This window comes from Pseudovibrio ascidiaceicola, from assembly GCF_900114245.1.
Lineage (GTDB): Bacteria > Pseudomonadota > Alphaproteobacteria > Rhizobiales > Stappiaceae > Pseudovibrio > Pseudovibrio ascidiaceicola.
This window is the reverse complement of the sequence record NZ_FOSK01000001.1, coordinates 337,674-360,655: the sequence shown is the minus strand read 5'-3', so window position 1 is coordinate 360,655 and position 22,982 is coordinate 337,674. Positions and strand designations below refer to the sequence as shown.

Genomic DNA, 22,982 nt, shown 5'->3' with positions numbered 1-22,982 from the left:
GGAACGCGTATTACGCCGGCAAGCACTCTTTTTGAAACTTAACAAAGGCACGAGCGCGATGAGACAGCGCTTCGCCTTCTTTTGTTTTGTGTTTTTCTTGTTTGTCCATCTCACCGAAGGTTCTATCGAAACCTTCCGGAACGAACATTGGATCGTAGCCGAAGCCTTCCAGACCGCGCGGAGGCCATGCCAGTTCTCCATGGATCTCACCACGATAGAACTGAGTGTGCCCATCCGGCCATGCCATACACAGCACAGCAACGAAGTAAGCGGTCCGGTCTGTTGCGTCCGTTTCGGTCAGCTTGTCCTGCACGGTCTGCATGGCAACGCCAAAGTCTTTGCCTGGGCCAGCCCAGCGTGCGGAGTAGATACCCGGATCGCCGTTCAGGCCGTTTACACAAAAACCGCTGTCATCTGCAAGGGCTGGCAGGCCAGTGGCCGTTGCCGCAGCAAGTGCTTTGATCGCAGCATTTGCTTCAAACGTGTCGCCATCTTCCACCGGTTCTGGCAAATCCAGATCACCAGCAGAGAGAACTTCGAAGCCATGCGGTGCAAGCATGTCCTGAATTTCGCGCAGCTTGCCCTTGTTGTGACTGGCAAGCACAAGCTTGCCAGGTTCCAGACGACGATTTTCCGTTGTGTCTGCCTGCATCACAGCACCGTCAGCTTCTGCAGCTCAACCAGTTTGGAAATGGACTGTTTTGCAAGGCCCATGAGCTGGCCGAGCTCTTCTTCAGAGAATGGCTCACCTTCAGCAGTACCCTGAATTTCAACGATGCCACCTTTGCCAGTCATGACAAAGTTTGCGTCAGTGTCAGCGGAAGAGTCTTCGATGTAGTCCAGATCAGCAACCGGAGTGCCTTCATAGATACCGCAGGAGATCGCTGCGATGTGGTCTTTAAGAACCTTATCGGTTTTGACCATGTCACGCGCTTCCATCCATTTAAGACAGTCGTGCAGAGCAACCCATGCGCCGGTGATGGATGCTGTACGGGTGCCGCCATCTGCCTGAATAACATCACAGTCAACGGAGATCTGACGCTCGCCCAGTGCACCCAGATCAACAACAGCACGCAGAGAGCGGCCAATGAGGCGCTGGATTTCCTGAGTACGGCCAGACTGTTTGCCAGCAGAGGATTCACGGCGCATACGGTCATGGGTTGCGCGTGGCAGCATGCCGTATTCTGCAGTTACCCAACCACGGTTCTGGCCACGAAGCCACGGCGGAACACGCTCTTCCAAGCTAGCCGTACACAGAACATGAGTATCGCCGAATTTGATCAGGCAGGAACCTTCGGCATGTTTGGCAACACCGCGCTCCAGGCTGACTGGACGCATTTCTTCAGGTGTACGTTTGGATGGACGGTTCAATGTAAGCTCCCTCGGGTTGCTTAATAGCTACAAATTCACAAATGGTATTGCCGATCTTTTAACTGCGGATTGGCGTTAGCGCAAAGGCTGGTTTTGGTTTGAGAGGCGATTTTCTGCTAAAAATGAGTTTTGGCTGTTCAATTGTCCTGTGCTAGGGATTGAACACAGGCTTTGGCCCAAACCTGCTGTTGATGTGGAGTACCGATACCGTGACGAGCGTTCCTCCTTCTGTCCCTCTTGAGGATCTTGATGAGCGTTCCCGTGAGGTCTTCCGGCGCATTGTTGAGAATTACCTTGATACCGGCGAGCCGCTCGGGTCGCGCAATCTGGCACGCGGGCTCTCGCAGCCTCTGTCTCCGGCCTCTATTCGCAACGTGATGGCGGATTTGGAGCACCATGGGCTGCTCTACTCTCCGCACACCAGTGCTGGGCGATTGCCGACACAGTCCGGCCTTCGTCTGTTCGTGGACGGGTTTTTGGAAGTTGGCGACCTGACCAAAGAAGAGCGTGAGCAGATTGCTGTTCAGGTGAAGGCTAAAGGTAGCGAGAAAACACCGGAGCAGGTGCTGACAGAAGCCAGTCAGATGCTATCTGGCTTGAGCCGCGGGGCGGGGGTAGTTCTTTCCAATAAGACAGACACCACTCTTCGCCATATTGAGTTTGTGCAGATTGAGCCGCTTAAAGCGCTTGTTGTACTGGTGAGTGAGGACGGTTCGGTTGAAAATCGCGTTGTCGATCTACCTGCTGGTTTGCCACCATCTGCGCTGACAGAGGCCTCAAACTACCTCAACTCCATCATCAGAAACCGCACACTAGCTGATGCGCAATCTGAACTTGTTCGGCAGCGAAACGAATTTCAGGCCGAGCTAGATACGTTGACATCCAAAGTGGTGGATGCGGGTGTTGCTGTTTGGGGTGGAGACAAGAATGATCCCGGAACACTGATCGTGCGGGGACGTTCCAATCTGCTTGAAAATGTGGGCGCGAAGGAAGATCTGGAGCGTATTCGCCTGCTGTTTGATGACTTGGAGAACAAGAGCGAGTTGATCCGTCTGCTTGATCTTGCCAAAGGCGGTGAGGGCGTACGTATTTTTATCGGCTCAGAAAACAAGCTGTTCTCGCTTTCCGGTTCTTCCTTGATCGTGTCTCCATACCGCGATAGTGAACAGCGCGTTGTGGGCGTTCTTGGTGTTATCGGGCCGACTCGCCTCAATTATGCGCGTGTCATTCCCATGGTGGATTACACAGCCCGACTGGTGAGCCGCATGCTCGGCTAAACTACTGGAGTCCGTCTTGCTTTCCCTTACAGCTTCTGAATTGGAACGTTATGCCCGCCACATCGTCCTGCGAGATGTCGGTGGCCCTGGGCAGCAGAAACTCAAAGCCGCACGCGTTCTTGTGATCGGCGCAGGGGGACTTGGCGCACCAGTTCTGCAATACCTGGCGGCAGCTGGCGTTGGCACCATCGGTATTGTTGATGATGACGTTGTTTCGCTGTCTAACCTTCAGCGCCAGATCATCCATGACACGGAAAAGCTTGGTGAGCCTAAGGTTGCCAGTGCGGCAGAGGCGATTGCTCGGCTGAACCCGAATGTGCGCGTTGTTCCGCATCCGACACGCATTAGCGGACAGAATGCGATGGCGCTGATCAACGATTACCATATCGTGGTTGATGGCTCTGATAACTTTGCCACCCGTTACCTCGTTTCGGATGCATGTTTTTATGCAGGACGTCCGCTGGTTACCGCCGCTGTGGGGCAGTTTGACGGCTCCGTTACGCTGCTGAAACCATTTGAGCGCGATGATGAGGGCAACTACATTAACCCAACTTATCGCTGCCTGTTCCCTACGCGCCCGGAGGCTGGCTCCATCCCAACCTGCACAGAAGCAGGCGTTCTGGGTGCATTGACGGGCTTGGTTGGCACATTGCAGGCGCTTGAGGTGATCAAGGAAATCGTTGGCTTTGGTGAAGGCCTCGTTGGGCGCTTGTTGCTGGCAGATACGCTGAGCATGCACTTTGAGACCATCAAGTACAAACGCTCCAAGAAGAACCCACTTAACGGCGACAATCCAAGGACATGGGCTGAAATGCTGGAAACCGAACACGGCTGATCCTGCATTATTGCGCCACACAAAAGAAAACGGCGGAGAATTGCTTCCCCGCCGATCCCGGCCTTTCCGCCACAGAAGGCCTAGCCTCATTCAGGCAAACCTGTCTCACCAGCATTGCCTGATGCACTGCATTTACAGCGCACCGAAGAGAGGCTTAGAACGTTTTCGCCAAGCTAAGTTTAAATGACCGGCCTTTGCCGTCGGTTTCACTTAGATGCGCTGTGTATTTTTGATCGAAGATATTATTCACGCTTGCGCGCACTTCTGAGCCTGCAAGGAAGCCATCTTCAGGTTTCCATGCCAAACGCGCACTGTGCAGCGCGTAACCTGGCGAAGCATCACCGGCATCATTCACACGGTCTTGCTCTGCATACAGATCAGAGCGCCAGGAAACATCCAAATTATAATCGGTGAGCTTATACCCTACTGATAGGAAAAGATTATCGGCTGCAACGCTTGCCAGATATTCATCATCTGAAAGATTGTCACCTCGTGTGACTGAAGCGCCCAGATTACCGTACCAACTCTCAGAGGAGTAGCCTGCTTCTAATTCGATACCCTTGATCTGCGCCTCATCAATAGCAGTTGTGATCGTCTTGCCTGTTACATGGTCACGAGAGGAGTAGAGGTAATTGTCGATGCTGTTGTAAAAGCCCGTTACTTTGAAACGAAGGCTATCATTTTCCAACAACATATCATTGAATTTAAAGCCCAGACCAGCTTCAAAATTATTTGATTTTTCTTTTCCGAGATCGGTAAAGCCATCACCCGAGAAAACTTCATCCAAAACTGGCATGCGCTCTGTGTGTGCAACAGAACCAAATACATTCATCCAGTTTGTCAGCTCATAAATCGCTGCAAGTTTTGGAGAATAGGCCGTCTCATCCAGATCCTTGCGCAGAGCCACACCAGTCCCCGGCTTCAGGCGAGAATGATCGACACGCATTCCCGGAATGAGTGTCAGACGGTCATAGAAAACGATTTCTGCTTGTCCGAATGCGCCAAGGGTGTGTGTTTCGCCTTCTGGATGAGATGACGAGCCGGGCGTTGAGCTACCATCCGGGTTCAGACGCGGATTGAGGCGCTCCTGATATTTCCCTTCTACCCCGTAGGTGAAATAGGCCTCTACACTTTTAGAAAGCTGAAACTCCGATGTGTTTTCCAACTTTGCCTGCCAGTTGTTGTAGACGTACTCAGCTTCTGTTCCCAAAGGAGCGCCGGGACCAGCGCGGAACGTAATATCATCCAGATTACGCTTGGTCTGACTCCAGGACACCTGGGCTTTTACATCCAACAAATCATTACCAGAAAAAGCGTTTTCATAAGCAAGCGAGGCCTGTTGTTCGCTTGTAGTCTGGTCTGCATAGCCAAATCCGGAGCTAAAGGTGGTCTGGTCATATAGGCCATACCCGGACTTGTTGACATTGAAATAGCTTGCCGTGAGAGATTGATCATTATCAGCACCGAAGCTGTATTTCAGCTTGGCGAGGCCCGAAAGGTCTGTCATCCGGGAGTTGCCAAGATCTACACCATCGGCGCCGTGATAATCTCCATCACGACCGTAATTCAGATTGACCAACAGCTCTAGATCCTCTAGCGGCCGGGCGGCTACCGTGACCGTGCTTCGAGCGCCATTTCCGTTCGAATCCCACATAGCTTTGGTGCGGACGGCCAGTTTGTCATCTCCCTCCAGTAAGTCGCTGGCATCTTTCGTGCGCGCGCTAACCACACCGCCAAGTGCGCCAGCGCTGAACAAGGTGGAGGCTGCTGGGCCGCGTAGAACCTCAACCTCCTTGAGCAGCTCTGAATCAAAGAAGAAAGAACCTGCACGGTACATTTCAAAGTAGGATGTGACGCCATCCACCTGAATGATATTACGATTTTCACCGGAGCCAAGTGCAGAGCCGATGCCGCGAATGTTGATAGACTGTCCCAATGCGTTGTCGGCATTGATGGTAGTGATCCCCGGTACCGCATCAAGGATCTCACCCAATGTGCTGGCTTGAGTTGCTTCAATCTGTTCCTGAGAGACTGAAGTCACAGCTTGCGGTGTATCAATCGCCACCTTCTCTTTACCTGCTGAAACAATAATTTCGTCCAGCATAGTCGCAGGGGCTTCATCGGTGCGATTTTGAGCGGCCTCTTGTGCTGAGACACTCGCAGAAATCAGGGCGAGCGAGAGGGTTGTGCTGGCCAGGAGGGCCGCACGGGAATAGCGCGAAATGGACATGATCGCCTCAGTCTGAATTTTTATGGGAGTGGCTGGCTGAGACGCTGCTTTAGCTAGCTTGTGTTTGCGTTTTGCAAACGTTGTTTCTAGCAGTGTTTTATAAATATGAGTATAATAGTCAAGTTTTAAATTGAGGGATTTTCCCTAGTTGGGGATTGAGCGAGTTCATAAGAAAAGCCTCCTTCACTGATCTCTGGACAGGAAGGAGGCTCAATAACGCTGGTATTTCTGTCAGTTAATCCGTTTCTTCGCGACCGCAGGTGCCAATTATCCAGCAAACTGCCGCCCCGATGAGCGCTCCAACTATTGGCGCCAACCAGAACAACCAAAGCTGATCTAATGCCCAACCACCGTTGACGACAGCTGTTGCCGTGGAGCGGGCCGGGTTTAAAGACGCGCCGGAGATAGGGATTGCGATGATGTGCATGCATGACAGCATGAGGCCGATGGCGAGCGGGGCAAGCGCTGCAGGAGCCTTTTTAGAGGTTGCCCCGATTATCACGATCAAGAAGAGGGCTGTTACAGTGATTTCGGTGATCGCGACTGCGATTTCAGAAAAGCCTCCGTTGGAATGCTCTCCGTAACCGTTGGAGGCAAAGCCTGGAGGGTCACCCGGGCCATGGGCAAGAATGGTCCAAAAAACCAAGGCAGCGGCTGTACCGCCAATCACCTGTACGATGATGTAGGGAATTACATCTGAGGTTGGAAACCGCTTTGCAGCCCAAAGGCCGATGGTCACCGATGGATTGAAATGAGCACCTGACACATTGCCGAACGCATAAGCCATACAAACAACTGACAGACCAACGGCGAAAGCCACACCCAGCAGGCCAGATCCGCCATACCACTCAACCGGTGCGTAGGATACCAATGCCCCGCCGCACACAGCGGAGACCAGAGCAAAGGTTCCTACAAATTCTGCGCCTAGTTTCCTCAACATGACACTACTCCTCCAATTGATTGAGGAGGTATCACAGTGAGATTTCTAACTTACGTTTAGGGCAACCTGAACTCTAACGATTCCCTTAAGCAAGCATTGCTAGATCTTTAGGAGAACGCCAGCACGACTTAAGGCAATAAATCCGTTTGACTTCATGTGGTTAAAAGTGTGCTTCAGCTTCTTTCAGATCCGCATTAGCGTGCAAGTTAGTGATTTTACGTGCACTGAATATGCCGAGAACAGCAAAGACTGCGAAGCTGGAGAAGAGCCAGAACGCTGAATTGGCAATGCCCGCTGTGCCATCTGTGCTGTTGAAGCCTGTTGAATTGGCGATAAGTCCCGCCAGCGCAGTTCCGAACGCCACAGCGAATGTCTGGACCGTTGCCAGAGCAGAGGCTGCGTTTTCTTTGTCGTCATCCGGCGTCAAATGAAGGGCGAATACACCCAGATGCGGCCAACCAATACCAATGCCTGCGCCAATACAAATGAGCGCCAGTGTCACCACCGTGAGCACCATTATGTTGCCCTCCGTCCCAGTTGGAAGGACAATGGCCAGCGTGATGAGGCCAAGGGCCATGAGGAACGGGCCGATGTTCACCGCTCTGCGCATGGCTTGATCTGTGAAGCGAGCGCTATAGACCTCCATTGAAGCCCACCCAATTGAAACCGTTGCTGCAATGTACCCAGCCCACAACGGAGAAACAGCGAACAGTTTCTGGAGATAGAACGGCATGAAGAATTCCGTATTCACGCAGAGGATCAGCAGGGCCATGCTGGCAAATACAAAGAAAAGCGGCGAGCCCCAATCCAAGGCTCCTTTGGGAAAAAGGCGTGTAGAGGCCTTTTGCTCGCGCTTCATCAAAAGCAGGATCATTGCAACAGAAAGAATGAACCCCAAAATGCTCCAGCTCGCCTCTTCAAAAACACTGGTGACAGAGAGTACGAGCACAGACCCTGCAAGCAGGCCCAGTTGACCAACCGGGGTGGGGTGCACAGAGCCGCTCTGTTCCTGATGTTTTGGCAAAAGGGAAAGCGTGACGATGATGTAGAGGATTGTGATGGGAACCAGAACTCCGAACCCGGCACGCCACACACCCAGCTCAGCGAAAATACCGCCTATGGCTGGGCCAAACAATGTGGTGATGCCCCATGTGCCTGAAAGCAGCGCAAATGCGCGAGACCAGAGCCGTTCCGGATACATGAATGCAATCATGGAATAGCAGAAGGTGAAGATCAGCCCGCCGCCAGCACCTTGGACGGAGCGCCCCAGCAGCATGATTGCCATGTTGGGTGCGATCGCTGCCAAGCCACTGCCTGTCATAAACACGAGACCTGCAAAGAAGAACGACTTCCGCGCTCCGATGCGTTGCAAGACTTTGCCTGCAACCGCTGCGCTTAAAATTGCTGCGCTTAAAATTGCTGCGAGGATGAAGAGACTGGTGTTCCATGCGTAATAGTCCAGCCCACCGATGTCTGCGGTGATGGAGGGGAGCATGGTTGCTGAGATGTAGGTGTTCACTGCATGTAATGCGATCCCGCCTGACAGGATCAGTGAAGCAATGGCCTGTTTGCCCGTGAATAGTTCACCCCAACTGCTGTTGGAGCTTGCGCCCGGTTCTTGCATTTAAATTCCTTTCAAGAACTTTCCGACCAGCCTTTTTCTTATGCTTCTTTGCTGGTGTTTTGGGGCGTTCTAACTCCTCAAGTTAGGTTGAGGTCAAGGGCGTTTTCTAAGAAACTTTACGGGATATTGAACTGCAATCGCGGAGTTTGCAATATTTGTCGAGGCTCTTGTCGCTGAGGACGCTCCGCAATTGCTGGGCATTCTTTAAGCGCCTTAGGCGCTGAGCTTTTTCGCAATTTCGGCCACATGTTTTCCTTGGAAGCGGGCCATTTTCAGTTCTTTTTCTTTAGGCTTGAAAGATCCGTCACCTCCCGCAACAGTGCCGGCTCCATAGGGTGACCCACCTAACACTTCAGATATGTCTGAAACTTCCGGACAAGTGTATGGAAGTCCAACAATGACCATTCCCTGATGGGCGAGCGTGCTCCAGAAGGATGTGATTGTGGTCTCATTACCAGACCCTGATCCTGTGGATGTGAAGACGCTTCCCACTTTGCCTGCCAGCTTGCCCTGAACCCACAATCCGCCGGTCTGATCCATAAAACTGCGCATTTGCGAGGCCATATTTCCAAATCGGGTAGGGGTGCCAAAGATGATGGCATCATAGTCTGCCAATTCATTAGGTTCAGCAATTGGGGCGGGTTGGTCCATCTTGAAGTGGTGCGCGCGCGCAACCTCATCCGGCGTCAGCTCTGGTACGCGTTTGATTGTGGGAGTGACGCCAGCTTCCTCAACACCTTCCGCGATTGCGTTGGCGAGAGTTTCTATGTGCCCGTAGGTTGAGTAGTAGAGGATGAGGATTTTGGTCATGTTTGCTCCTGCAGGGATAAACGATGACCAGCTGATCCCGTCATCGGCATTGCAACCCTACAGAAACTACACCTCTATCATATCCAGAAATTCCGGGGCTGTGAGAACACCAAGTTCAAACACCACCGCGCGTCTAAATCTATATAACTTCCGCAATTTCGTGCGCAGCGCTGATGCCGGATTTGTGGGCGCCTGCGATTGTTGACCAGTCATCCGGGCTCATGGCTTCACCTGCAAACCAGATACGATCTGCTATGCTCTCGCGCATTTCATCTCTGGCCCAGAAACCGCCCGGCCTTGCTGCTGCGTAGGAGCCATAAGTGTATGGGTTATGGAGCCAGTCGTAGCTGTTTAACTCTATGATGTATTTTTCAACCTGATTGCCAAACATACGTTTCAGCTCAGAAACAACAAAGTCATAGGCAGCGTTGTTGCCTGCTTCGAGCAGGTGTTTGGCGAAGTCTCCGCCCATGTCGAAATAACAAAGGCCTGTTCCACCTGCATTGGTCAACGCTCCAAAGGCTTTCGGTGAGCCGTTGAACTCTTCCTCCACCTTGTAGTTGAAGTAGGCATCAGGACCGGTGCCGAAGATGTTTTCACTCAATTGCAGGCCAACATGGAAGTAGTGACCCATTGGAAGCTCTTCAATTGCCTCTTGCTTTCGCACCGGCAACGGTGGATCAAATTGGATATCGCCAGACGCCAGCACGCCTGTTGAGACTGTTACAACAACAGCTTTTGCGGTGATGGTACCTTCGCTGGTTTCTACCTGTACGCCCTGACCTCCCCAGCGGATTTTCTCTGCAGTGACATCGGTTTGTACCGTTACATCCTGCGCAGAGTGCTGAAACAGCGCGCCAATGCCCTGCCGACAATAAAAATCACTGCCCCCTTCTGCTGAGAACCAGTCGACACACGAGAAGCTGTCGAGATCCTTTGCGATTTCGTAGGCACCGATCAGAAAATCAACGGTCAGGTCCCAATTGCCCAGATCTGGAATGACGCTGGCGGGGGAGACATCCAGCCCATTGCGACCAGCACGCCACATTGCTTGCAGAGCCTTCCGCTGTGCCAACAGCAATTCTGCCTGCTCATTCTGGTTTATAGGGCGATCGCCCACATACATGAGGGTTTCATCAGGTGCGCGATAGATATCAAACCCGTTGGCGATACCATAATCGGCAAACGGGTTGTTTGCTCTGTTGTGAAGGCGAGACGCCCCCATGTCGAACGGAACACCAAAGCTCTCGGTGTCTGTGAGAATTCTACCACCGATGCGGCCTGACGCCTCGATTGTGATGACAGAGTAGCCGCGGCTTTTCAGTGAGCGTGCAGCAGAGATGCCCGCAGCTCCAGCGCCAACAACCACAACATCCGCATCTGCTGCCTGTGCTCGGCCAACAAAGAGAGGGGCAACCGAGAACGCGGCACCGGAGAGCAGCAATTGTCTTCTGGATATGTCTGTCATGTTCAACTCAGATGATGAGGGGTGATGGTCCGGGGCATTAATTGTGGGACATACCACCAGATGAGTGAACGCGGCGTGATCACTGGGTGGACCTGGCCCACAAGGTATTTGCTGCGACTCGCGCAGGGAGCTGCCGCTCATCCAAAACGTGGTTTCAAGCGCAATCATTATAGGTTTTCAGGCATTGCGGCTTTGTGCGTGAAACGGGTTCAGTGTTGAAGATTCTTCTAAATTGCTAATGCAATAATTTTGCTAGTTGGAACCCAAAATAGGAGAAATATCGCGGTAAAACGGGCTAGACTTACAGGATAAAACCCTTACCGTAACGGCATAACAGAGATATTATGCATTAGAAATGCATCTGAAATCTCTAGAATATGCCATGGTTGGGGAGGCTGCCTTGAAGCGGTTGTTATCTGTATTACCCGCACTTTCATTTGCGCTCATTCCGCTGAGTTCAGCGCTGGCTGATGCCGAGAAGAAAGTTAGCGTTGAGGATGCGAGAGCGTTTATTGAAACCTCCGAAAAAGCCATTCAGGAGATCGGTGAGGAAGCTGGCCGCGTTGCCTGGGTGAATGCCAATTTCATCACCTATGACACCAACTGGCTGAATGCGCTGATGTCAGAGCGCACCACGAAGCTCTATGTTTCTCTCGCCAACCAGACCAAACAATATGATGGCCTTGACCTTCCGCCAGACCTTGCCCGCAAGATGAAGCTTTTGAAGCTGAACCTGACGTTGCCTGCGCCTGAGAATGATCCTGCCAAGATCAAGAAGCTTGCGCAGATCAACACCCAGATGGAAACCATTTACGGTACGGGCAAGTATGAGATTGATGGTGAGGCGCTGTCTCTTTCCAAGCTTAGCCGCATCATGGCAACAAGTCGTGATTACGACAAGTTGCTTGAAGTCTGGAAGGGCTGGCGCACTGTCTCTCCGCCTATGAAGGACATGTATACGGAGATGGTCGCCATCGCGAACCAGGGTTCCAGCGAGCTAGGCTTTAAAGACACTGGCTCCATGTGGCGTTCCAAATACGACATGGACCCGGATGATTTTCGTCAGGATGTTGATCGCCTCTGGGGTGAAGTGAAGCCGCTTTATGACAGTTTGCATTGTTATGTGCGAGATAAGCTGGTGGATCATTACGGAGCCGATAAAGTGCCTGCAGATGGGCCAATTCCCGCGCATTTGCTGGGTAATATGTGGGCTCAGTCCTGGGGCAACATCTATCCGCTTGTTGCTGCGGACGGGAACGAGCAAGGCTACGACCTGACCAAACTGCTGGAAGAGCAGAACTATACACCGCTCAAGATGGTGAAGACGGCGGAAGGGTTCTTCACCTCGCTTGGCTTTGACCCGCTGCCTGAGACGTTTTACGAGCGCTCGTTGATTACCGAGCCGCGCGACCGGGATGTGCAGTGCCATGCATCTGCCTGGAATGTGGATGGTAAGGATGATCTGCGCATTAAGATGTGCACCGAGGTGACGGGGTCGGACTTCAACACCGTTCACCACGAGCTGGGTCACAACTTCTACCAGCGCGCCTATAACCACCAGTCCCCCATGTATCAGGATGACCCAAACGATGGGTTCCACGAAGCGATTGGGGACATGGTGAGCCTGTCCATTACGCCTAAGTACCTGAAGCAGATTGGCCTTTTGCCGTTGGATGCTTCCGAAGACGTAAACACGAACATCTTGTTGGCGCAGGCGCTGGATAAGATTGCGTTTTTGCCATTTGGCCTGCTGGTGGATCAGTGGCGCTGGAAAGTGTTTAACGGCGAGCTGACTCCAGAGACCTACAATGATGGTTGGTGGGATCTTCGCGAGAAGTATCAAGGTGTTGCAGCACCAGTTGACCGTGCAGCGGACGCGTTTGATCCGGGTGCCAAGTACCACATTCCAAACAACGTGCCGTACACGCGCTATTTCCTGGCGCACATCTTCCAGTTCCAGTTTTACCGCGAGGCTTGTCGCCTTGCCGGTTGGGAAGGCCCGTTGGCGGCGTGCTCCATCTATGGCAACAAGGAAGTCGGCGAGAAGTTCAACGCGATGTTGGAAACAGGCGCTGCGCTTCCATGGCAAGACAGCTTGGAAGCCTTCACCGGAAGCCGTGAGGCCGACGCGACAGCTATTTTGGAATATTTTGCTCCGCTCCAAGCTTATCTAGACGAGCAAAACAAAGGAAAATCCTGCGGCTGGTAGACCAGCAAGGTAATCCTGCCGGCCTTAATGGCCTGCAAGTCCGCCGGATATTATCAAACCCCGTCTTTCATGGCGGGGTTTGTTTTGCTTGGAGGCCTGTTGGAGCAAAGTGCTGGCCTGCGGAGGGTGGGCCGCAGACCAGCAGGGCGCCCGTAAGAGGTGATCGTGCGGGGTGTAATGGCAGACACCTCAGGCACCGATCACAGTGACTTATTCAAGAAGCGATAGTTTGGATTTTGTTGGCTGCGGATGGGCGACCCGCTCCAGTATTCCGCAGGTTTTTCTTAATGCTTCCAGTCGGTCGCGTAAGGCTTGTTGCAGAGTGAACAAAGCATCGCGTTCCCGGCATTCCTTCATCCGCTCATTCAGCACTAATTGCTGCATATAAGCCAGATTTTCCAAATCCGAGACGGCTATGATGACTTCGTCGATTTCGTTTTGAAGCGTGTTTGTGGCGCTACATGCGCATGCGGTGTCGTCCATTCTCAATCCCTCTGTTTGTAGGGTGTTGAAAGACCGCGACGACAGCAAGCTTGTGACGGCCCGCTGGCGAGCGGGAGGTTCACAACCTGCAAACAGACAGGCGAGTTTATTCCCCCCCGAAGGAGGTATTGTATTCACCGCCCTCCCGCTCATAGCAAAGGGTTTGCGCGCTACCTATAAAGCAGGCACAAAAAATCCGCTAGTCGATCGGGAGCGGTAACCGCTGTTTGGAGAGGTTGTGAAGCCTCGAAAAACAGGATGGCCGCAGATGCATGCGGTGTCAATGGGGAGTTGTTGCAGGTGGGGGAGGTGTGGAGGCATTGATGCAAGAAACGATAAACTTAGCTAAGCAATCCCACATTGAAATTAGATGCTCTGGAGAGGCAACAAAATAGCTCGAATGAACGTATCGATGTAAGGTGTCCGCTGACATTAACGCCTCACCATTCTGGAATTTTTTAATCTCAAGGCTATCCTTTTTGGTGAGAATATCCTGCACTTGGAAGTAATCTGTCACTTTCTTGATTTTGTTAGCCAATTTATCATTCGGGTACGTTTCAATTTTTAATACAGAAATAGCGTGATCAATACTGATTTCGAGTAGAACTCGAAACACAACTGAAATGGCATTTGAATGCTTGCTCAGCAGCAGCGAAAACTGCAACTCATCCCATATACTCTTGTGTTTTTGTGTCGCAGCTTGCCATAAAATGCCATAGTCAACTTGAGGAATAAGCGTCGTTCTACTTTGCTTCTTCACAATTGCCGTTTTGACTTCCTTCGGCTTTGATTCTGTCTTCTTTTTCTCAATAGGCACCTTAAGTTTTTTCGCGATTATTGGCTCCTGAAGAACATCATGGGCATTTGGCAGCAGCCCCTCGACAGCCAATTGATTTAAATAAGCTTTCTTTTTGGGAGCGTCCCATAGATCGCCTAGCACAACATTCCGACTTGTTAAGTCTTGAGATATTTTTTCTAATGCTTTCGTTGTCACTTCTTGATCATGCGTAAAATACAATTTCCCATCAACTATACTTATACCAGCTCGGTTTCTGTATTGCTCAGATGAGAAAAGTCTGTTCATTGTTGAACGAGGAATTTGTCTATCGTTAGGAAGAAGATTGTATTTACTTAGATAATCTTCGACTTGTTCAGCAACATCGTACTTGGCTTGCTTTCCCGTACGCACGATAAAGTTTCGCTGCATACGATCATCCCAAGTTGACTGCCCAACTCCATTTTGAGAACCTGTATGTCGTCGAAACAAAATATCATCAATCCGATCTCGCTCTTCTTCGACCTGACAAGTTACTATATTCAGCGGCGCACCACGCCACTCTTGATACAAGTTGCTAAAAAACTTTTGTAGCTTAAGAGTTGGTGCTAAATTCGGGAATGCAATCAATTTTAAACAGGTTACGCGTCGGTTTCCGTCATAAACAATAAACCTATCACCTTCTGGACAAACTAGCGGGAGCTCAAAAACTTGTCTCTGGTCGGTAATATCCTTAGCGAGGTTCTTCATATGGCTTTCCTTTTGGTCAAAAAGCCAAGTTATTGCCGTGACCTCATCTGCTAGCTCACCATGTCGGTCGTTTGCGCTATTGATGATCAAATCAGTAATTGGAATATCTACGACAGGCATATTCTATTTCCGACATACGTTGTGTGGAATACATTTCGCAGATACTAACGACAAACCCATCCCAATCAATTGTATTTTTATTTTTAGCAATTTTTAGTAGAAAGCTCAGCGACTTTCTGCACGATCTTCTCAATGTAAGATAATTTAGATCATCTATCCCATGCATTAGTATTTTGCCCCTGCTCCCCCCGCAAACCGAATTTCTTATCTTACAGATCTCTTTCCAAGAGCATGATGACAGCGGTGTTTTGTGAGCCGCTGTTCTCTGATGTCATCCCGGACGAGCGTAGCGATGATCCGGGACCCAGAGCTGTACGTGAGGGCAATGGTGGAAGTACTGATGAGATGGAGTCTGGACAAGAAGAGCGGTTGAGTGTGACGTGGCGCCTCATGGGTCCCGGCTCGGGGGCCGGGATGACACTGAGGGATGGCACGCTGGGTCGTTGAGAGGCTTTTGTTCGCAGGTGGGTTTTCTGGAGGACGTTGAGGGCGCTGGTAGTTTGCTGGGTTCCACATCAAGTGCAGGATGGCGGTGGTGGTTTGTGGCGTTGCTTTGCCCTCTGACGTCATCCCGGACGAGCGGAGCGGTGATCCGGGATCCAGGGCTGCTGATGAGGGCTTTGATGGGCGTGCTGGTGAACTGGCTGCTGGGGAGTGTAGGCGAGAAGAACAGCTGAGTTTGAGGTGATGCACCATGGGTCCCGGCTCGGGGGCCGGGATGACACCGAGGGGTGAGGCGCTGGGTGGTTTGGGTGTTTGCGGCTTGGTGGGCGTGGCAGCAGGCCCTTCATAGAGGCGCGGTTTTGTGTGGCCCGGGTTGGCGAATTGCCTCGCCCGGGATCTACACTGTTTGCTGGGGCTAACTGCCTCGCCCTGAGGGGTAAAAAGGCGCTAGTGCGCCTCTTCCCAGTTCGTGGCGGCTTCGGCTTCTACTTTGAGAGGGACCGAGAGCTGGAGGGCTGGTTCTGTTGCTTTTTCCATGGTGGTGATGACGAGTTTTTTGGTCTCGTCCACCTGATCCTCAGGCAGTTCAAAGATCAATTCGTCATGCACCTGCAGCAGCATTTGCGCGTCCAGATTTGCCGTTTCCAGAACCTCGTCCATGCGCACCATGGCACGGCGGATGATATCTGCGGCTGAGCCCTGAATTGGGGCGTTGATGGCTGCGCGCTCATAGAACTGGCGCATGTTCGGGTTTTTGGTGTTTACATCCGGGTAGTGGGCGCGGCGGCCAAAGATGGTTTCGACGTAACCGTTTGCATGGACGAACTTTTTGGTTTCTTCCATGTACTCTTTGATGCCGGGGAAGCGCTCAAAATAGGTTTTGATGTAATCGCCTGCTTCACCGCGTGAAATGCCCAGCTGGTTGGCGAGGCCGAACGCGGAAATGCCGTAGATGATGCCGAAGTTGATCGCTTTTGCACGGCGACGGACCATTGGGTCCATGCCTTCGATCGGCTCACCAAACATCTCGCTTGCTGTCATGGCGTGAATGTCGAGCCCATCAGCAAACGCCTGTTTAAGCTGCGGAATATCGGCCATGTGGGCGAGCACGCGCAGTTCAATCTGGCTGTAATCGGCAGAGATGAGCTTTTTGCCCTTCTCCGCGATAAACGCCTGACGGATTTTGCGGCCTTCAGCAGTTCTGATCGGGATGTTCTGGATGTTTGGCTCGGAAGAGGACAAACGGCCCGTGGAGGTGGACGCCAGCGAGAACGAGGTGTGGACGCGCCCAGTCTCCTGATTGATGAAGCTTGGCAGGGCGTCAGTGTAGGTGGATTTCAGCTTGCTGAGCTGGCGCCACTCTACGATTTTGCTTGGCAGCTCATGGCCTTGCGCGGCGAGATCATCCAGCACGGAGGCGGAAGTGGACCAAGCGCCTGTCTTGGTTTTTTTGCCGCCGGGTAGACCCATTTTGCCAAACAGGATTTCACCCAGCTGCTTTGGCGAGCCGACGTTGAAGATTTCGCCCGCTTTATCATGGATCTCAGCTTCCAGCGCGGCTGCGCCTTGAGCAAACTCACCAGAGAGCAGGGAGAGCATCTGACGGTCGATGGAGATGCCGCGGCGCTCCATTTTGGCCAGCGTGGCGACCATCGGGCGTTCCAGACGCTCATAAACCACGGTCATTTCCTCAGCTGCGAGGCGTGGTTTGAGGATTTTCCAGAGGCGCAGGGTGACGTCTGCATCTTCCGCTGCATAGGAGGTGGCTTTGTCCAGCGGCACCTTGTCGAAGGAGATTTGCGATTTGCCGGAGCCGCACACTTCCTTGAACGGGATTGGCGTGTGGTTGAGCCAGCGCTGCGAGAGCTCGTCCATACCGTTGCCGCCCATGCCCGCATCGAGTGCGTAGGAGAGCAGCATGGTGTCGTCAAACGGTGCCATTTCCACGCCGTAACGTTTGAGCACGAGCCAGTCATACTTCATGTTCTGCGCGATTTTGAGGACGGCCGGATCTTCCAGCATTGGCTTGAGCAGGGCGATGGCTTCCTGAAGCGGGATCTGGCCTTCGACCAGTGCACCGCCGCTAAAGAGATCACCTTCGCCATCCACGTGGGCCAGCGGGATGTAACAGGCTTTGCCCGGGGTGCAGGAGAGGGAGACGCCGACAAGGCCAGCTTCCATGGCGTTGAGGGCATCTGTCTCAGTGTCCACAGCCACGTAGCCCACTTCATAGGCCTGCGCTATCCACTCTTTGAGATGCTCAATGGTAGAAACTGTTTCGTATGCGGAATTATCTACAGGGAGCGCAGATATTTCAGCTGCAACTTTCTCTGCCAGAGGGGCGGCGGTCCATGCTTTCCCCTCAAGTTCTCCCGCTGAATCCTCAGCTTGTTCTGCCGGTTTTGCAGTGCTTTCCCAGCCTTCAATCACAGGCTCAATCGGCTCGATATTTTCCAGCACGGCGCCGGTTTTATCTGCCACTTTCTTGGTGAGGCTGGTGAAGCCCATGGCCTTGAGGAAGCCGACGGCCTGCGCGCCATCCACATCACACACGGTGAAATCTTCAACCGGAGTTTCAACTGGCACAGCCTCTTCCAGCTGCACGAGGCGCTTGGAAATGCGGGCTTGCTCGGCGAACTCGATGAGGTTTTCGCGGCGCTTCTTCTGCTTGATGGTGTCAGCTTGTTCGAGCAGACTATCCAGATCGCCAAACTCGTTGATGAGCAGAGCGGCGGTTTTGAGGCCGATGCCCGGGACGCCCGGCACGTTATCGACGCTATCGCCTGCGAGCGACTGCACTTCGACGACCTTTTCCGGACCAACGCCAAACTTCTCAAAGACCTCGGGCTTGCCGATCACCTTGTTTTTCATGGTGTCGACCATGCCGATCTTGTCCGTGACAAGCTGCATCAGGTCTTTATCGCCAGAGACGATGGTAACGCGAGCGCCTTGGGCCTCTGCCTGACGGGCATAGGTGGCGATCAGGTCATCAGCCTCATAGCCCTGCTGCTCAATAGCAGGCACGCCGAATGCGCGTGTTGCTTGACGGATCAAGCCAAACTGCGGGCGCAGATCTTCTGGCGGCGGCGGGCGGTGGGCCTTGTATTCCGGGTAGAAGTCATTGCGGAAGGTTTTGCCGGATTTATCGAAGATCACGGCGAAGTGGGTTGGCTCATCACCAGTTTCTTTGGTGGGGCCTTCCTGCATCATCTTCCAGAGCATGTTGCAGAAGCCGGAAACCGCGCCAACGGGCAGTCCGTCGGGCTTGCGAGTAAGCGGCGGCAGCGCGTGATATGCGCGGAAAATGAAGGTAGAGCCATCGATCAGGATGAGGTGATCGTTCTCTGTGAGAGCTGGGGCAATGGATTGTGTCGACATGAGCGGGATCATGCCCGTCAATTGCGCACAAAGAAAGAGCTATTAACCCTTTTTCAATGATGTTTTAGCGGAGGGTGGGGTTGGAACAGCTTCTGGCTACCTAGTCTCAACTTCCACCTCACAAAAATGAAGTTGCTATGACTAATCCTGTGGTTCTAACAAATCTAATGCTTCCAGAATTGCTGATCGTGTATCCTTCGTGGATGTGCTTGGTAATCCACCTTCAATCGAGAGCATTGCCAGGCCGTGCACAGCTCCCCACGCAAGCAGGGACTTAGCTGGGATTTCAGCGTGTTTTTCATCTTCACCAGCATCATTAAGCAATAAGCGCGTCATGCGTGCCTCTGCTTCGACTAAATCTACATCAGTCTCATCCAATAATGCCGTACGAAACATTGTTTTGAACTTGGCAGGCTCAGAAAGAGCAAAGTCCAGATAGGCCCGCCCCTTAGCGGAAAATACCGAGAGCCCCGCACTGCGTGCTTCAGTGGCTGCCGTTTCCATATGCTCTGCCATTCCGCGATGTGCGCGGACAGCAACTGCCGTCATCACAGCCCGCTTGTCTTTAAAGTGCCTGAAAGCCGCAGCAGAGGAGACACCAGCATGCTTGGCTGCAGCCCGCAAGCTCACCCCCTCAGGCCCCTTTTCAGGCAACTGAGCTTCAACAGCATCCAGAAGCGCCTCACGCAATCGTCCGTGATGATACTCGGATGCACTCGGAACTTGTTTTTCTTGCTTCGATGTTACCATTGATAACTTTCCACTTGACCAGATAGCCTCAACCAATGTTACCATTGATAACATATTTGAAATCTGGAGAATTGCTCATGAATTCTGTTTTAATTTCCGGTGCCTCCAAAGGGCTGGGTGCTGCAATGTTAAAAGCTTTTACAGTAAACGGATGGCAAGCGATTGGTACATCTCGCCAAGGAGGCACTTTAGAAGAACTTGATGTGTGCGACGAAGATTCTGTGATTGCACTTCGTAACCGCATTAACCTTGTCCCCGACTGTTTGATATTGAATGCGGGTTCTGGCATCGCTGGCCCCATTGAAATGACAGCTGCTTCCGAAGCCGCTCGACAGATCGATACCAACCTACTCGGCATTGATAGAATGGTACGCGCCTTTCTTCCTGATATGCGAAAAAGGCGAGCAGGAACGATTGTGATTATTGGCTCTATTGCATCACGGCTCCCAATCCCTTTTCAAGCACTTTACAGCGCATCAAAAGCCGCGATTGCGAACTATGCGGCGGCCTTATCAATGGAGGTCGCTCCTTTCGGGCTCCACGTTATGCTGGTGGAACCGGGAGATCATCAAACTGACTTTGGTGCAGCGAGAAGGCGAAGTCCATCCGACAACGACCCTTACGAACCTTCCACAACACGTGCAATTAACAGTATGGCGAAAAGCGAAGAAAGCGGAAATGACCCTGAGCGGTTTGCAAGTTTAGTTGTTCGTGCTTGCATGTCAGACAAGCCTCCACACCGCCTTACAATTACGACTTTTACAGAGCGCATGCTTTTGGTTTTATCAGCAATTTTGCCCCAACGAATGATGCTAAGGGCTACACGAAGAGCATTCTGTCAGGCGTAAAAGTCCAATGTAATTTAGTGCTCCCAAAATGAACATCCAGCACCGACTTTATTTCGAAGCCCAAACCAGAGAAATGCGCAGCCCCGCAGTTGGGTCATGAGTCAGATTGACAATCACAGAGTACACCATGTGTTTACTTATGACCTTCCTACGGCTTTTCACCGGGGCGGATGGGCTCTGTGGGTTCGGTGAAGGGCATGAAGCCGGTGCGGTTGTTGCGGATGGTTGGTTTGTATTTACCTTCCGGGCAGATGAAGATCAGCTCATCCTGAAGGCGGACCTGCTGGCATTCTTCGTTGAGCTCATAAACGAAGCCGTTGTTGTCTCCGCTGAAGTAGTAGTCGTTGGTGGCTGGCTCTTTTCCGGGCTCTACCTCTGGAGCTTCAAGGACGGACTTGTTGCAAAGATCGCGGATTTTGTCGCGGTATTGAGAGCTGCCAAGATCAGCGATACCCTCACGCTTCATGTGCTCTTCCTCACATTCAGCAACTTCGGCGGATGTGGCTTGTTTGGGGGGAGGCGGTGTTTCCTGCGCCTGAGCTGTGAGAATGCCGGTGCCTGTGATGAAGGTCAGGATGGCCAGTGATCTGAGTGAATTGCTGAGAAGCTGTGCTGTGGTGGAGTAACTCATCTTGAGCTCCCTCCGTTTTCTACTGCTGAAAGGGCGGGCAGGCTGAAGCGCTCAGCCCCCTCAGGAGGATTGAAGCGAAAGTCTTCTGTTTTGAACTGCGGATTGAGCTTCCATCCTCGATAGGACAGGTGTGTTTGAGGCAAACCAACAAGGTCCTTATAGGTAATAATAAGATAACCGGGCAGGCCGCTGTCTTCGTAGACCCACAATTGCCAGTCTACCTGATCGTTAAAAAAGGCAAGATGATGGGCAACTCCTTCTGGCAGAACCTCACGCCCGACGTAAACGGACTTCGTGATCAGGTCATCAAGCATCTGGCCCAGTTCTGGGTTAGCCAGATCAATGCCGGGCAATGTGAGCTGAAAGTCATTGCGTAGCACCTCAATAAATTCGGAGGACGTCCCTCTGAAATCACCCTGCGTGTAGATATTCCGCGTTTTGTCAAAGTAGGTGATGATGCCATCATCTAGATAGATCTCACTCATCCCATCAGGCCGTGGGAGATTGATCTTCAGATCGCCTTGTCCCAGAATATTGACTGAGTACTCAAAGACAAAATTCAGCGGTACCCTGTCTTTAAAGATGCGCTCCTCACTCGCATAGACTGTAAAGCTCATGGCTTTGGCTTCGCTAAACTTCTCGATGGTCGCATTGAGGATTTGTCGTGCTTTGTCTTCTTTTTGCGCGATAGCAGGAAAGGGGCGTAGCTCCAGCCAGCCGATAGCTGCGAGAATAAGAAGAAGCGGCAGAACCCTGAGAGCCCCGAGTTTCATGGAGGTACGTTCCTTCGATCTTGTCACAGGTTTTACTGCCACAAAGCCTAAGCAAAGACCGGAAAGACCCTCTGAACCCAACCACTAAAATTGGTACTTGCTGAATATGCATGCAAAAAGCCCCCGAAAGCAGCAGCTTCGAGGGCTTAGGCCAATCAGCACTTCAGCACTGAAATCAGGTCGGGGACGGTTCCGGAGTTTTGGCGCGCGGCATCTCTGCAACGTAGGCCCAAGCTGGCCGCTTAAACAGGAACTGGCCGTAACCTATTTTGGTGATCAGCCAGAACAGGATCATTGGCGCGATGGTTGCTGTACAGGTGACGATCAGTGAGATCACGCCTGCGTCCTGAATGATGCCCAGCTTGAGCAAGATGGTACGCGAGATAGCCATGGGGAAGAAGAAGGACAGGTAGATCACGATGGAGTTTTTGCCCATATAGCGCAGCAGATCCAGCGCTTTGATCTTGGAGAGCAGCGCGGAAACGGTGATCACCGCCAATGCACCCAAACCGCCCAGAGCGAGCGAGGCAAATGGCAGGTCCGCATAGCCGTAGCCAACGAACAGGCCGTTGACGACGGCCCAGACAAACACAAAGGCCAAGCCTTTCAGCACATTCTCACGCACCCAGTCAGCAATGACGAAGATCTTTTGCGCAAAAATGTAACCGGCGAAAAAGAACACGAAGCGAGCGGCTGTCTCGTCAATCAGCACAGAGCCGGTGTGCAACGCGCTGATTTGCAGGCCAGCAGCGACCAGCAGGGTGGCCTGCCACGGCACTTTTAGTGAGTGCAGCAGTTTGGTGATGACAAAGAAAACGGGCAGGGCATAGATGAACCAGAGGGTCCCGAATGGCTGCACGAAAGCGAGCGCGTAGTGCATCAGCACACCATCCCAGCCAAACTCTGCGGCAAAGGAGGGCGCTTTCATGCCAAACTGGATGGTGAGCCAGAGAATGTAGAAATAGAAGAAATGGACGACTTTACGGTCAAGATACAGGCGCCAGTCCCGATCCAGCGTCAAGGCGAGAAACAAGCCGGAGATCATAAAAAAGTCCGGCATACGGAAGGGCTTAGCAAAGGCAACAATGTCACCCATGAACCCCATTTCGCCGATGGCACTGCCAACCCCAAGGGTTGAATGCATCATCACCACGAGAAAGATACAAAAGCCTTTCGCGTAGTCGACCCAATCCACACGACTGGAGGTTTGGTGCGCCGCCATCTAATACCATCCATAAATTTACTAATTAATTCGTGCAATTATAA

20 protein-coding genes are annotated in these 22,982 nt (G+C 52.2%); 6 read left to right on the top strand and 14 right to left on the bottom strand.

Annotation, left to right across the window (positions count from 1 at the left end; all coding sequences use genetic code 11):
* Positions 1 to 10: 10 nt before the first annotated feature.
* Both rdgB and rph read right to left on the bottom strand, forming a co-directional pair.
* The gene (gene rdgB / locus BM231_RS01800) at positions 11 to 652 is read right to left on the bottom strand and encodes an RdgB/HAM1 family non-canonical purine NTP pyrophosphatase (protein WP_093516288.1); all 642 of its coding nucleotides are present in this window, start codon (positions 650 to 652) and stop codon (positions 11 to 13) included.
* The gene (rph, locus tag BM231_RS01795) at positions 652 to 1,371 is read right to left on the bottom strand and encodes a ribonuclease PH (RefSeq protein ID WP_082596820.1); all 720 of its coding nucleotides are present in this window, start codon (positions 1,369 to 1,371) and stop codon (positions 652 to 654) included. The genes rdgB and rph overlap by 1 nt, the downstream gene beginning before the upstream one ends.
* 191 nt (positions 1,372 to 1,562) lie before the next feature.
* Between rph and hrcA the strand changes: the two genes are divergently transcribed.
* Positions 1,563 to 2,648 carry a heat-inducible transcriptional repressor HrcA gene (gene hrcA / locus BM231_RS01790; RefSeq protein WP_093517018.1) on the top strand — a complete coding sequence of 362 codons (1,086 nt, stop codon included), beginning with the start codon at positions 1,563 to 1,565 and terminating at the stop codon, positions 2,646 to 2,648.
* Between the two features lie 16 nt (positions 2,649 to 2,664).
* On the top strand, positions 2,665 to 3,483 hold the full coding sequence (locus BM231_RS01785; protein ID WP_093516286.1) for a HesA/MoeB/ThiF family protein: 819 nt from the start codon (positions 2,665 to 2,667) through the stop codon (positions 3,481 to 3,483).
* Between the two features lie 154 nt (positions 3,484 to 3,637).
* Here BM231_RS01785 and BM231_RS01780 read toward each other — a convergent pair whose 3' ends face one another.
* From BM231_RS01780 to BM231_RS01760, 5 genes are all read right to left on the bottom strand, one after another.
* Positions 3,638 to 5,713 (bottom strand): TonB-dependent receptor domain-containing protein, encoded by a 2,076-nt coding sequence (locus BM231_RS01780; RefSeq protein WP_093516284.1) that lies wholly within the window; start codon positions 5,711 to 5,713, stop codon positions 3,638 to 3,640.
* 235 nt (positions 5,714 to 5,948) lie between these two features.
* The gene (aqpZ, locus tag BM231_RS01775; RefSeq protein WP_280142322.1) at positions 5,949 to 6,674 is read right to left on the bottom strand and encodes an aquaporin Z; all 726 of its coding nucleotides are present in this window, start codon (positions 6,672 to 6,674) and stop codon (positions 5,949 to 5,951) included.
* Positions 6,675 to 6,813: 139 nt separating this feature from the next.
* Entirely contained in the window at positions 6,814 to 8,277 is a 1,464-nt protein-coding gene (locus BM231_RS01770) for an MFS transporter (RefSeq protein ID WP_093516280.1), read from the bottom strand.
* Positions 8,278 to 8,490: 213 nt separating this feature from the next.
* On the bottom strand, positions 8,491 to 9,087 hold the full coding sequence (gene wrbA / locus BM231_RS01765; protein ID WP_093516278.1) for an NAD(P)H:quinone oxidoreductase: 597 nt from the start codon (positions 9,085 to 9,087) through the stop codon (positions 8,491 to 8,493).
* 139 nt (positions 9,088 to 9,226) lie between these two features.
* Positions 9,227 to 10,555: a flavin monoamine oxidase family protein gene (locus tag BM231_RS01760; RefSeq protein ID WP_093517016.1), complete on the bottom strand. Its 1,329-nt coding sequence runs from the start codon at positions 10,553 to 10,555 to the stop codon at positions 9,227 to 9,229.
* A gap of 400 nt (positions 10,556 to 10,955) precedes the next feature.
* Between BM231_RS01760 and BM231_RS01755 the strand changes: the two genes are divergently transcribed.
* The gene (locus BM231_RS01755) at positions 10,956 to 12,764 is read left to right on the top strand and encodes a M2 family metallopeptidase (RefSeq protein WP_208859991.1); all 1,809 of its coding nucleotides are present in this window, start codon (positions 10,956 to 10,958) and stop codon (positions 12,762 to 12,764) included.
* 210 nt (positions 12,765 to 12,974) lie between these two features.
* Here the strand turns inward: BM231_RS01755 and BM231_RS01750 are convergent, their stop codons facing one another.
* Both BM231_RS01750 and BM231_RS01745 read right to left on the bottom strand, forming a co-directional pair.
* A complete protein-coding gene (locus BM231_RS01750; RefSeq protein WP_093516274.1) occupies positions 12,975 to 13,247 on the bottom strand; it encodes a hypothetical protein in 273 nt (90 codons plus the stop codon).
* A gap of 280 nt (positions 13,248 to 13,527) precedes the next feature.
* Positions 13,528 to 14,892 carry a hypothetical protein gene (locus BM231_RS01745; protein ID WP_093516272.1) on the bottom strand — a complete coding sequence of 455 codons (1,365 nt, stop codon included), beginning with the start codon at positions 14,890 to 14,892 and terminating at the stop codon, positions 13,528 to 13,530.
* A gap of 234 nt (positions 14,893 to 15,126) precedes the next feature.
* Here BM231_RS01745 and BM231_RS01740 point away from each other — a divergent pair, with 234 nt between their 5' ends.
* Both BM231_RS01740 and BM231_RS26925 read left to right on the top strand, forming a co-directional pair.
* Positions 15,127 to 15,339 (top strand): hypothetical protein, encoded by a 213-nt coding sequence (locus tag BM231_RS01740; protein ID WP_093516270.1) that lies wholly within the window; start codon positions 15,127 to 15,129, stop codon positions 15,337 to 15,339.
* Between the two features lie 88 nt (positions 15,340 to 15,427).
* Positions 15,428 to 15,580, top strand: a complete 153-nt coding sequence (locus BM231_RS26925; RefSeq protein ID WP_208859990.1) for a hypothetical protein — start codon at positions 15,428 to 15,430, stop codon at positions 15,578 to 15,580.
* Positions 15,581 to 15,783: 203 nt separating this feature from the next.
* Here the strand turns inward: BM231_RS26925 and polA are convergent, their stop codons facing one another.
* Positions 15,784 to 18,726 (bottom strand): DNA polymerase I, encoded by a 2,943-nt coding sequence (polA, locus tag BM231_RS01730; protein WP_093517014.1) that lies wholly within the window; start codon positions 18,724 to 18,726, stop codon positions 15,784 to 15,786.
* A 129-nt stretch (positions 18,727 to 18,855) separates the two neighbouring features.
* Positions 18,856 to 19,464 (bottom strand): TetR/AcrR family transcriptional regulator, encoded by a 609-nt coding sequence (locus tag BM231_RS01725; protein ID WP_208859988.1) that lies wholly within the window; start codon positions 19,462 to 19,464, stop codon positions 18,856 to 18,858.
* Between the two features lie 77 nt (positions 19,465 to 19,541).
* Between BM231_RS01725 and BM231_RS01720 the strand changes: the two genes are divergently transcribed.
* Complete coding sequence (locus tag BM231_RS01720) at positions 19,542 to 20,312, top strand: SDR family NAD(P)-dependent oxidoreductase (protein WP_208859987.1); 771 nt, start codon at positions 19,542 to 19,544, stop codon at positions 20,310 to 20,312.
* 148 nt (positions 20,313 to 20,460) lie between these two features.
* On the opposite strand, the gene BM231_RS01715 is transcribed toward BM231_RS01720, so the two are convergent.
* The 3 genes from BM231_RS01715 to BM231_RS01705 form a co-directional block, all read right to left on the bottom strand.
* A complete protein-coding gene (locus BM231_RS01715; RefSeq protein WP_093516264.1) occupies positions 20,461 to 20,943 on the bottom strand; it encodes a hypothetical protein in 483 nt (160 codons plus the stop codon).
* Positions 20,940 to 21,716 (bottom strand): DUF2092 domain-containing protein, encoded by a 777-nt coding sequence (locus BM231_RS01710; RefSeq protein ID WP_093516262.1) that lies wholly within the window; start codon positions 21,714 to 21,716, stop codon positions 20,940 to 20,942. The genes BM231_RS01715 and BM231_RS01710 overlap by 4 nt, the downstream gene beginning before the upstream one ends.
* A gap of 175 nt (positions 21,717 to 21,891) precedes the next feature.
* Positions 21,892 to 22,938: an acyltransferase family protein gene (locus BM231_RS01705; protein WP_093516260.1), complete on the bottom strand. Its 1,047-nt coding sequence runs from the start codon at positions 22,936 to 22,938 to the stop codon at positions 21,892 to 21,894.
* Between the last annotated feature and the right edge of the window lie 44 nt (positions 22,939 to 22,982).

Coding starts and splice junctions, on each gene's coding strand:
- BM231_RS01715 (WP_093516264.1), bottom strand. CDS start 20,943: ATGAGTTACTCCACCACAGCACAGCTTCTCAGCAATTCACTCAGATCA.
- wrbA (WP_093516278.1), bottom strand. CDS start 9,087: ATGACCAAAATCCTCATCCTCTACTACTCAACCTACGGGCACATAGAA.
- polA (WP_093517014.1), bottom strand. CDS start 18,726: ATGATCCCGCTCATGTCGACACAATCCATTGCCCCAGCTCTCACAGAG.
- BM231_RS01770 (WP_093516280.1), bottom strand. CDS start 8,277: ATGCAAGAACCGGGCGCAAGCTCCAACAGCAGTTGGGGTGAACTATTC.
- rdgB (WP_093516288.1), bottom strand. CDS start 652: ATGCAGGCAGACACAACGGAAAATCGTCGTCTGGAACCTGGCAAGCTT.
- BM231_RS01705 (WP_093516260.1), bottom strand. CDS start 22,938: ATGGCGGCGCACCAAACCTCCAGTCGTGTGGATTGGGTCGACTACGCG.
- BM231_RS01760 (WP_093517016.1), bottom strand. CDS start 10,555: ATGACAGACATATCCAGAAGACAATTGCTGCTCTCCGGTGCCGCGTTC.
- BM231_RS01750 (WP_093516274.1), bottom strand. CDS start 13,247: ATGGACGACACCGCATGCGCATGTAGCGCCACAAACACGCTTCAAAAC.
- BM231_RS01780 (WP_093516284.1), bottom strand. CDS start 5,713: ATGTCCATTTCGCGCTATTCCCGTGCGGCCCTCCTGGCCAGCACAACC.
- hrcA (WP_093517018.1), top strand. CDS start 1,563: ATGTGGAGTACCGATACCGTGACGAGCGTTCCTCCTTCTGTCCCTCTT.
- BM231_RS01740 (WP_093516270.1), top strand. CDS start 15,127: ATGACAGCGGTGTTTTGTGAGCCGCTGTTCTCTGATGTCATCCCGGAC.
- BM231_RS01710 (WP_093516262.1), bottom strand. CDS start 21,716: ATGAAACTCGGGGCTCTCAGGGTTCTGCCGCTTCTTCTTATTCTCGCA.
- BM231_RS01725 (WP_208859988.1), bottom strand. CDS start 19,464: ATGGTAACATCGAAGCAAGAAAAACAAGTTCCGAGTGCATCCGAGTAT.
- BM231_RS01745 (WP_093516272.1), bottom strand. CDS start 14,892: ATGCCTGTCGTAGATATTCCAATTACTGATTTGATCATCAATAGCGCA.
- BM231_RS01720 (WP_208859987.1), top strand. CDS start 19,542: ATGAATTCTGTTTTAATTTCCGGTGCCTCCAAAGGGCTGGGTGCTGCA.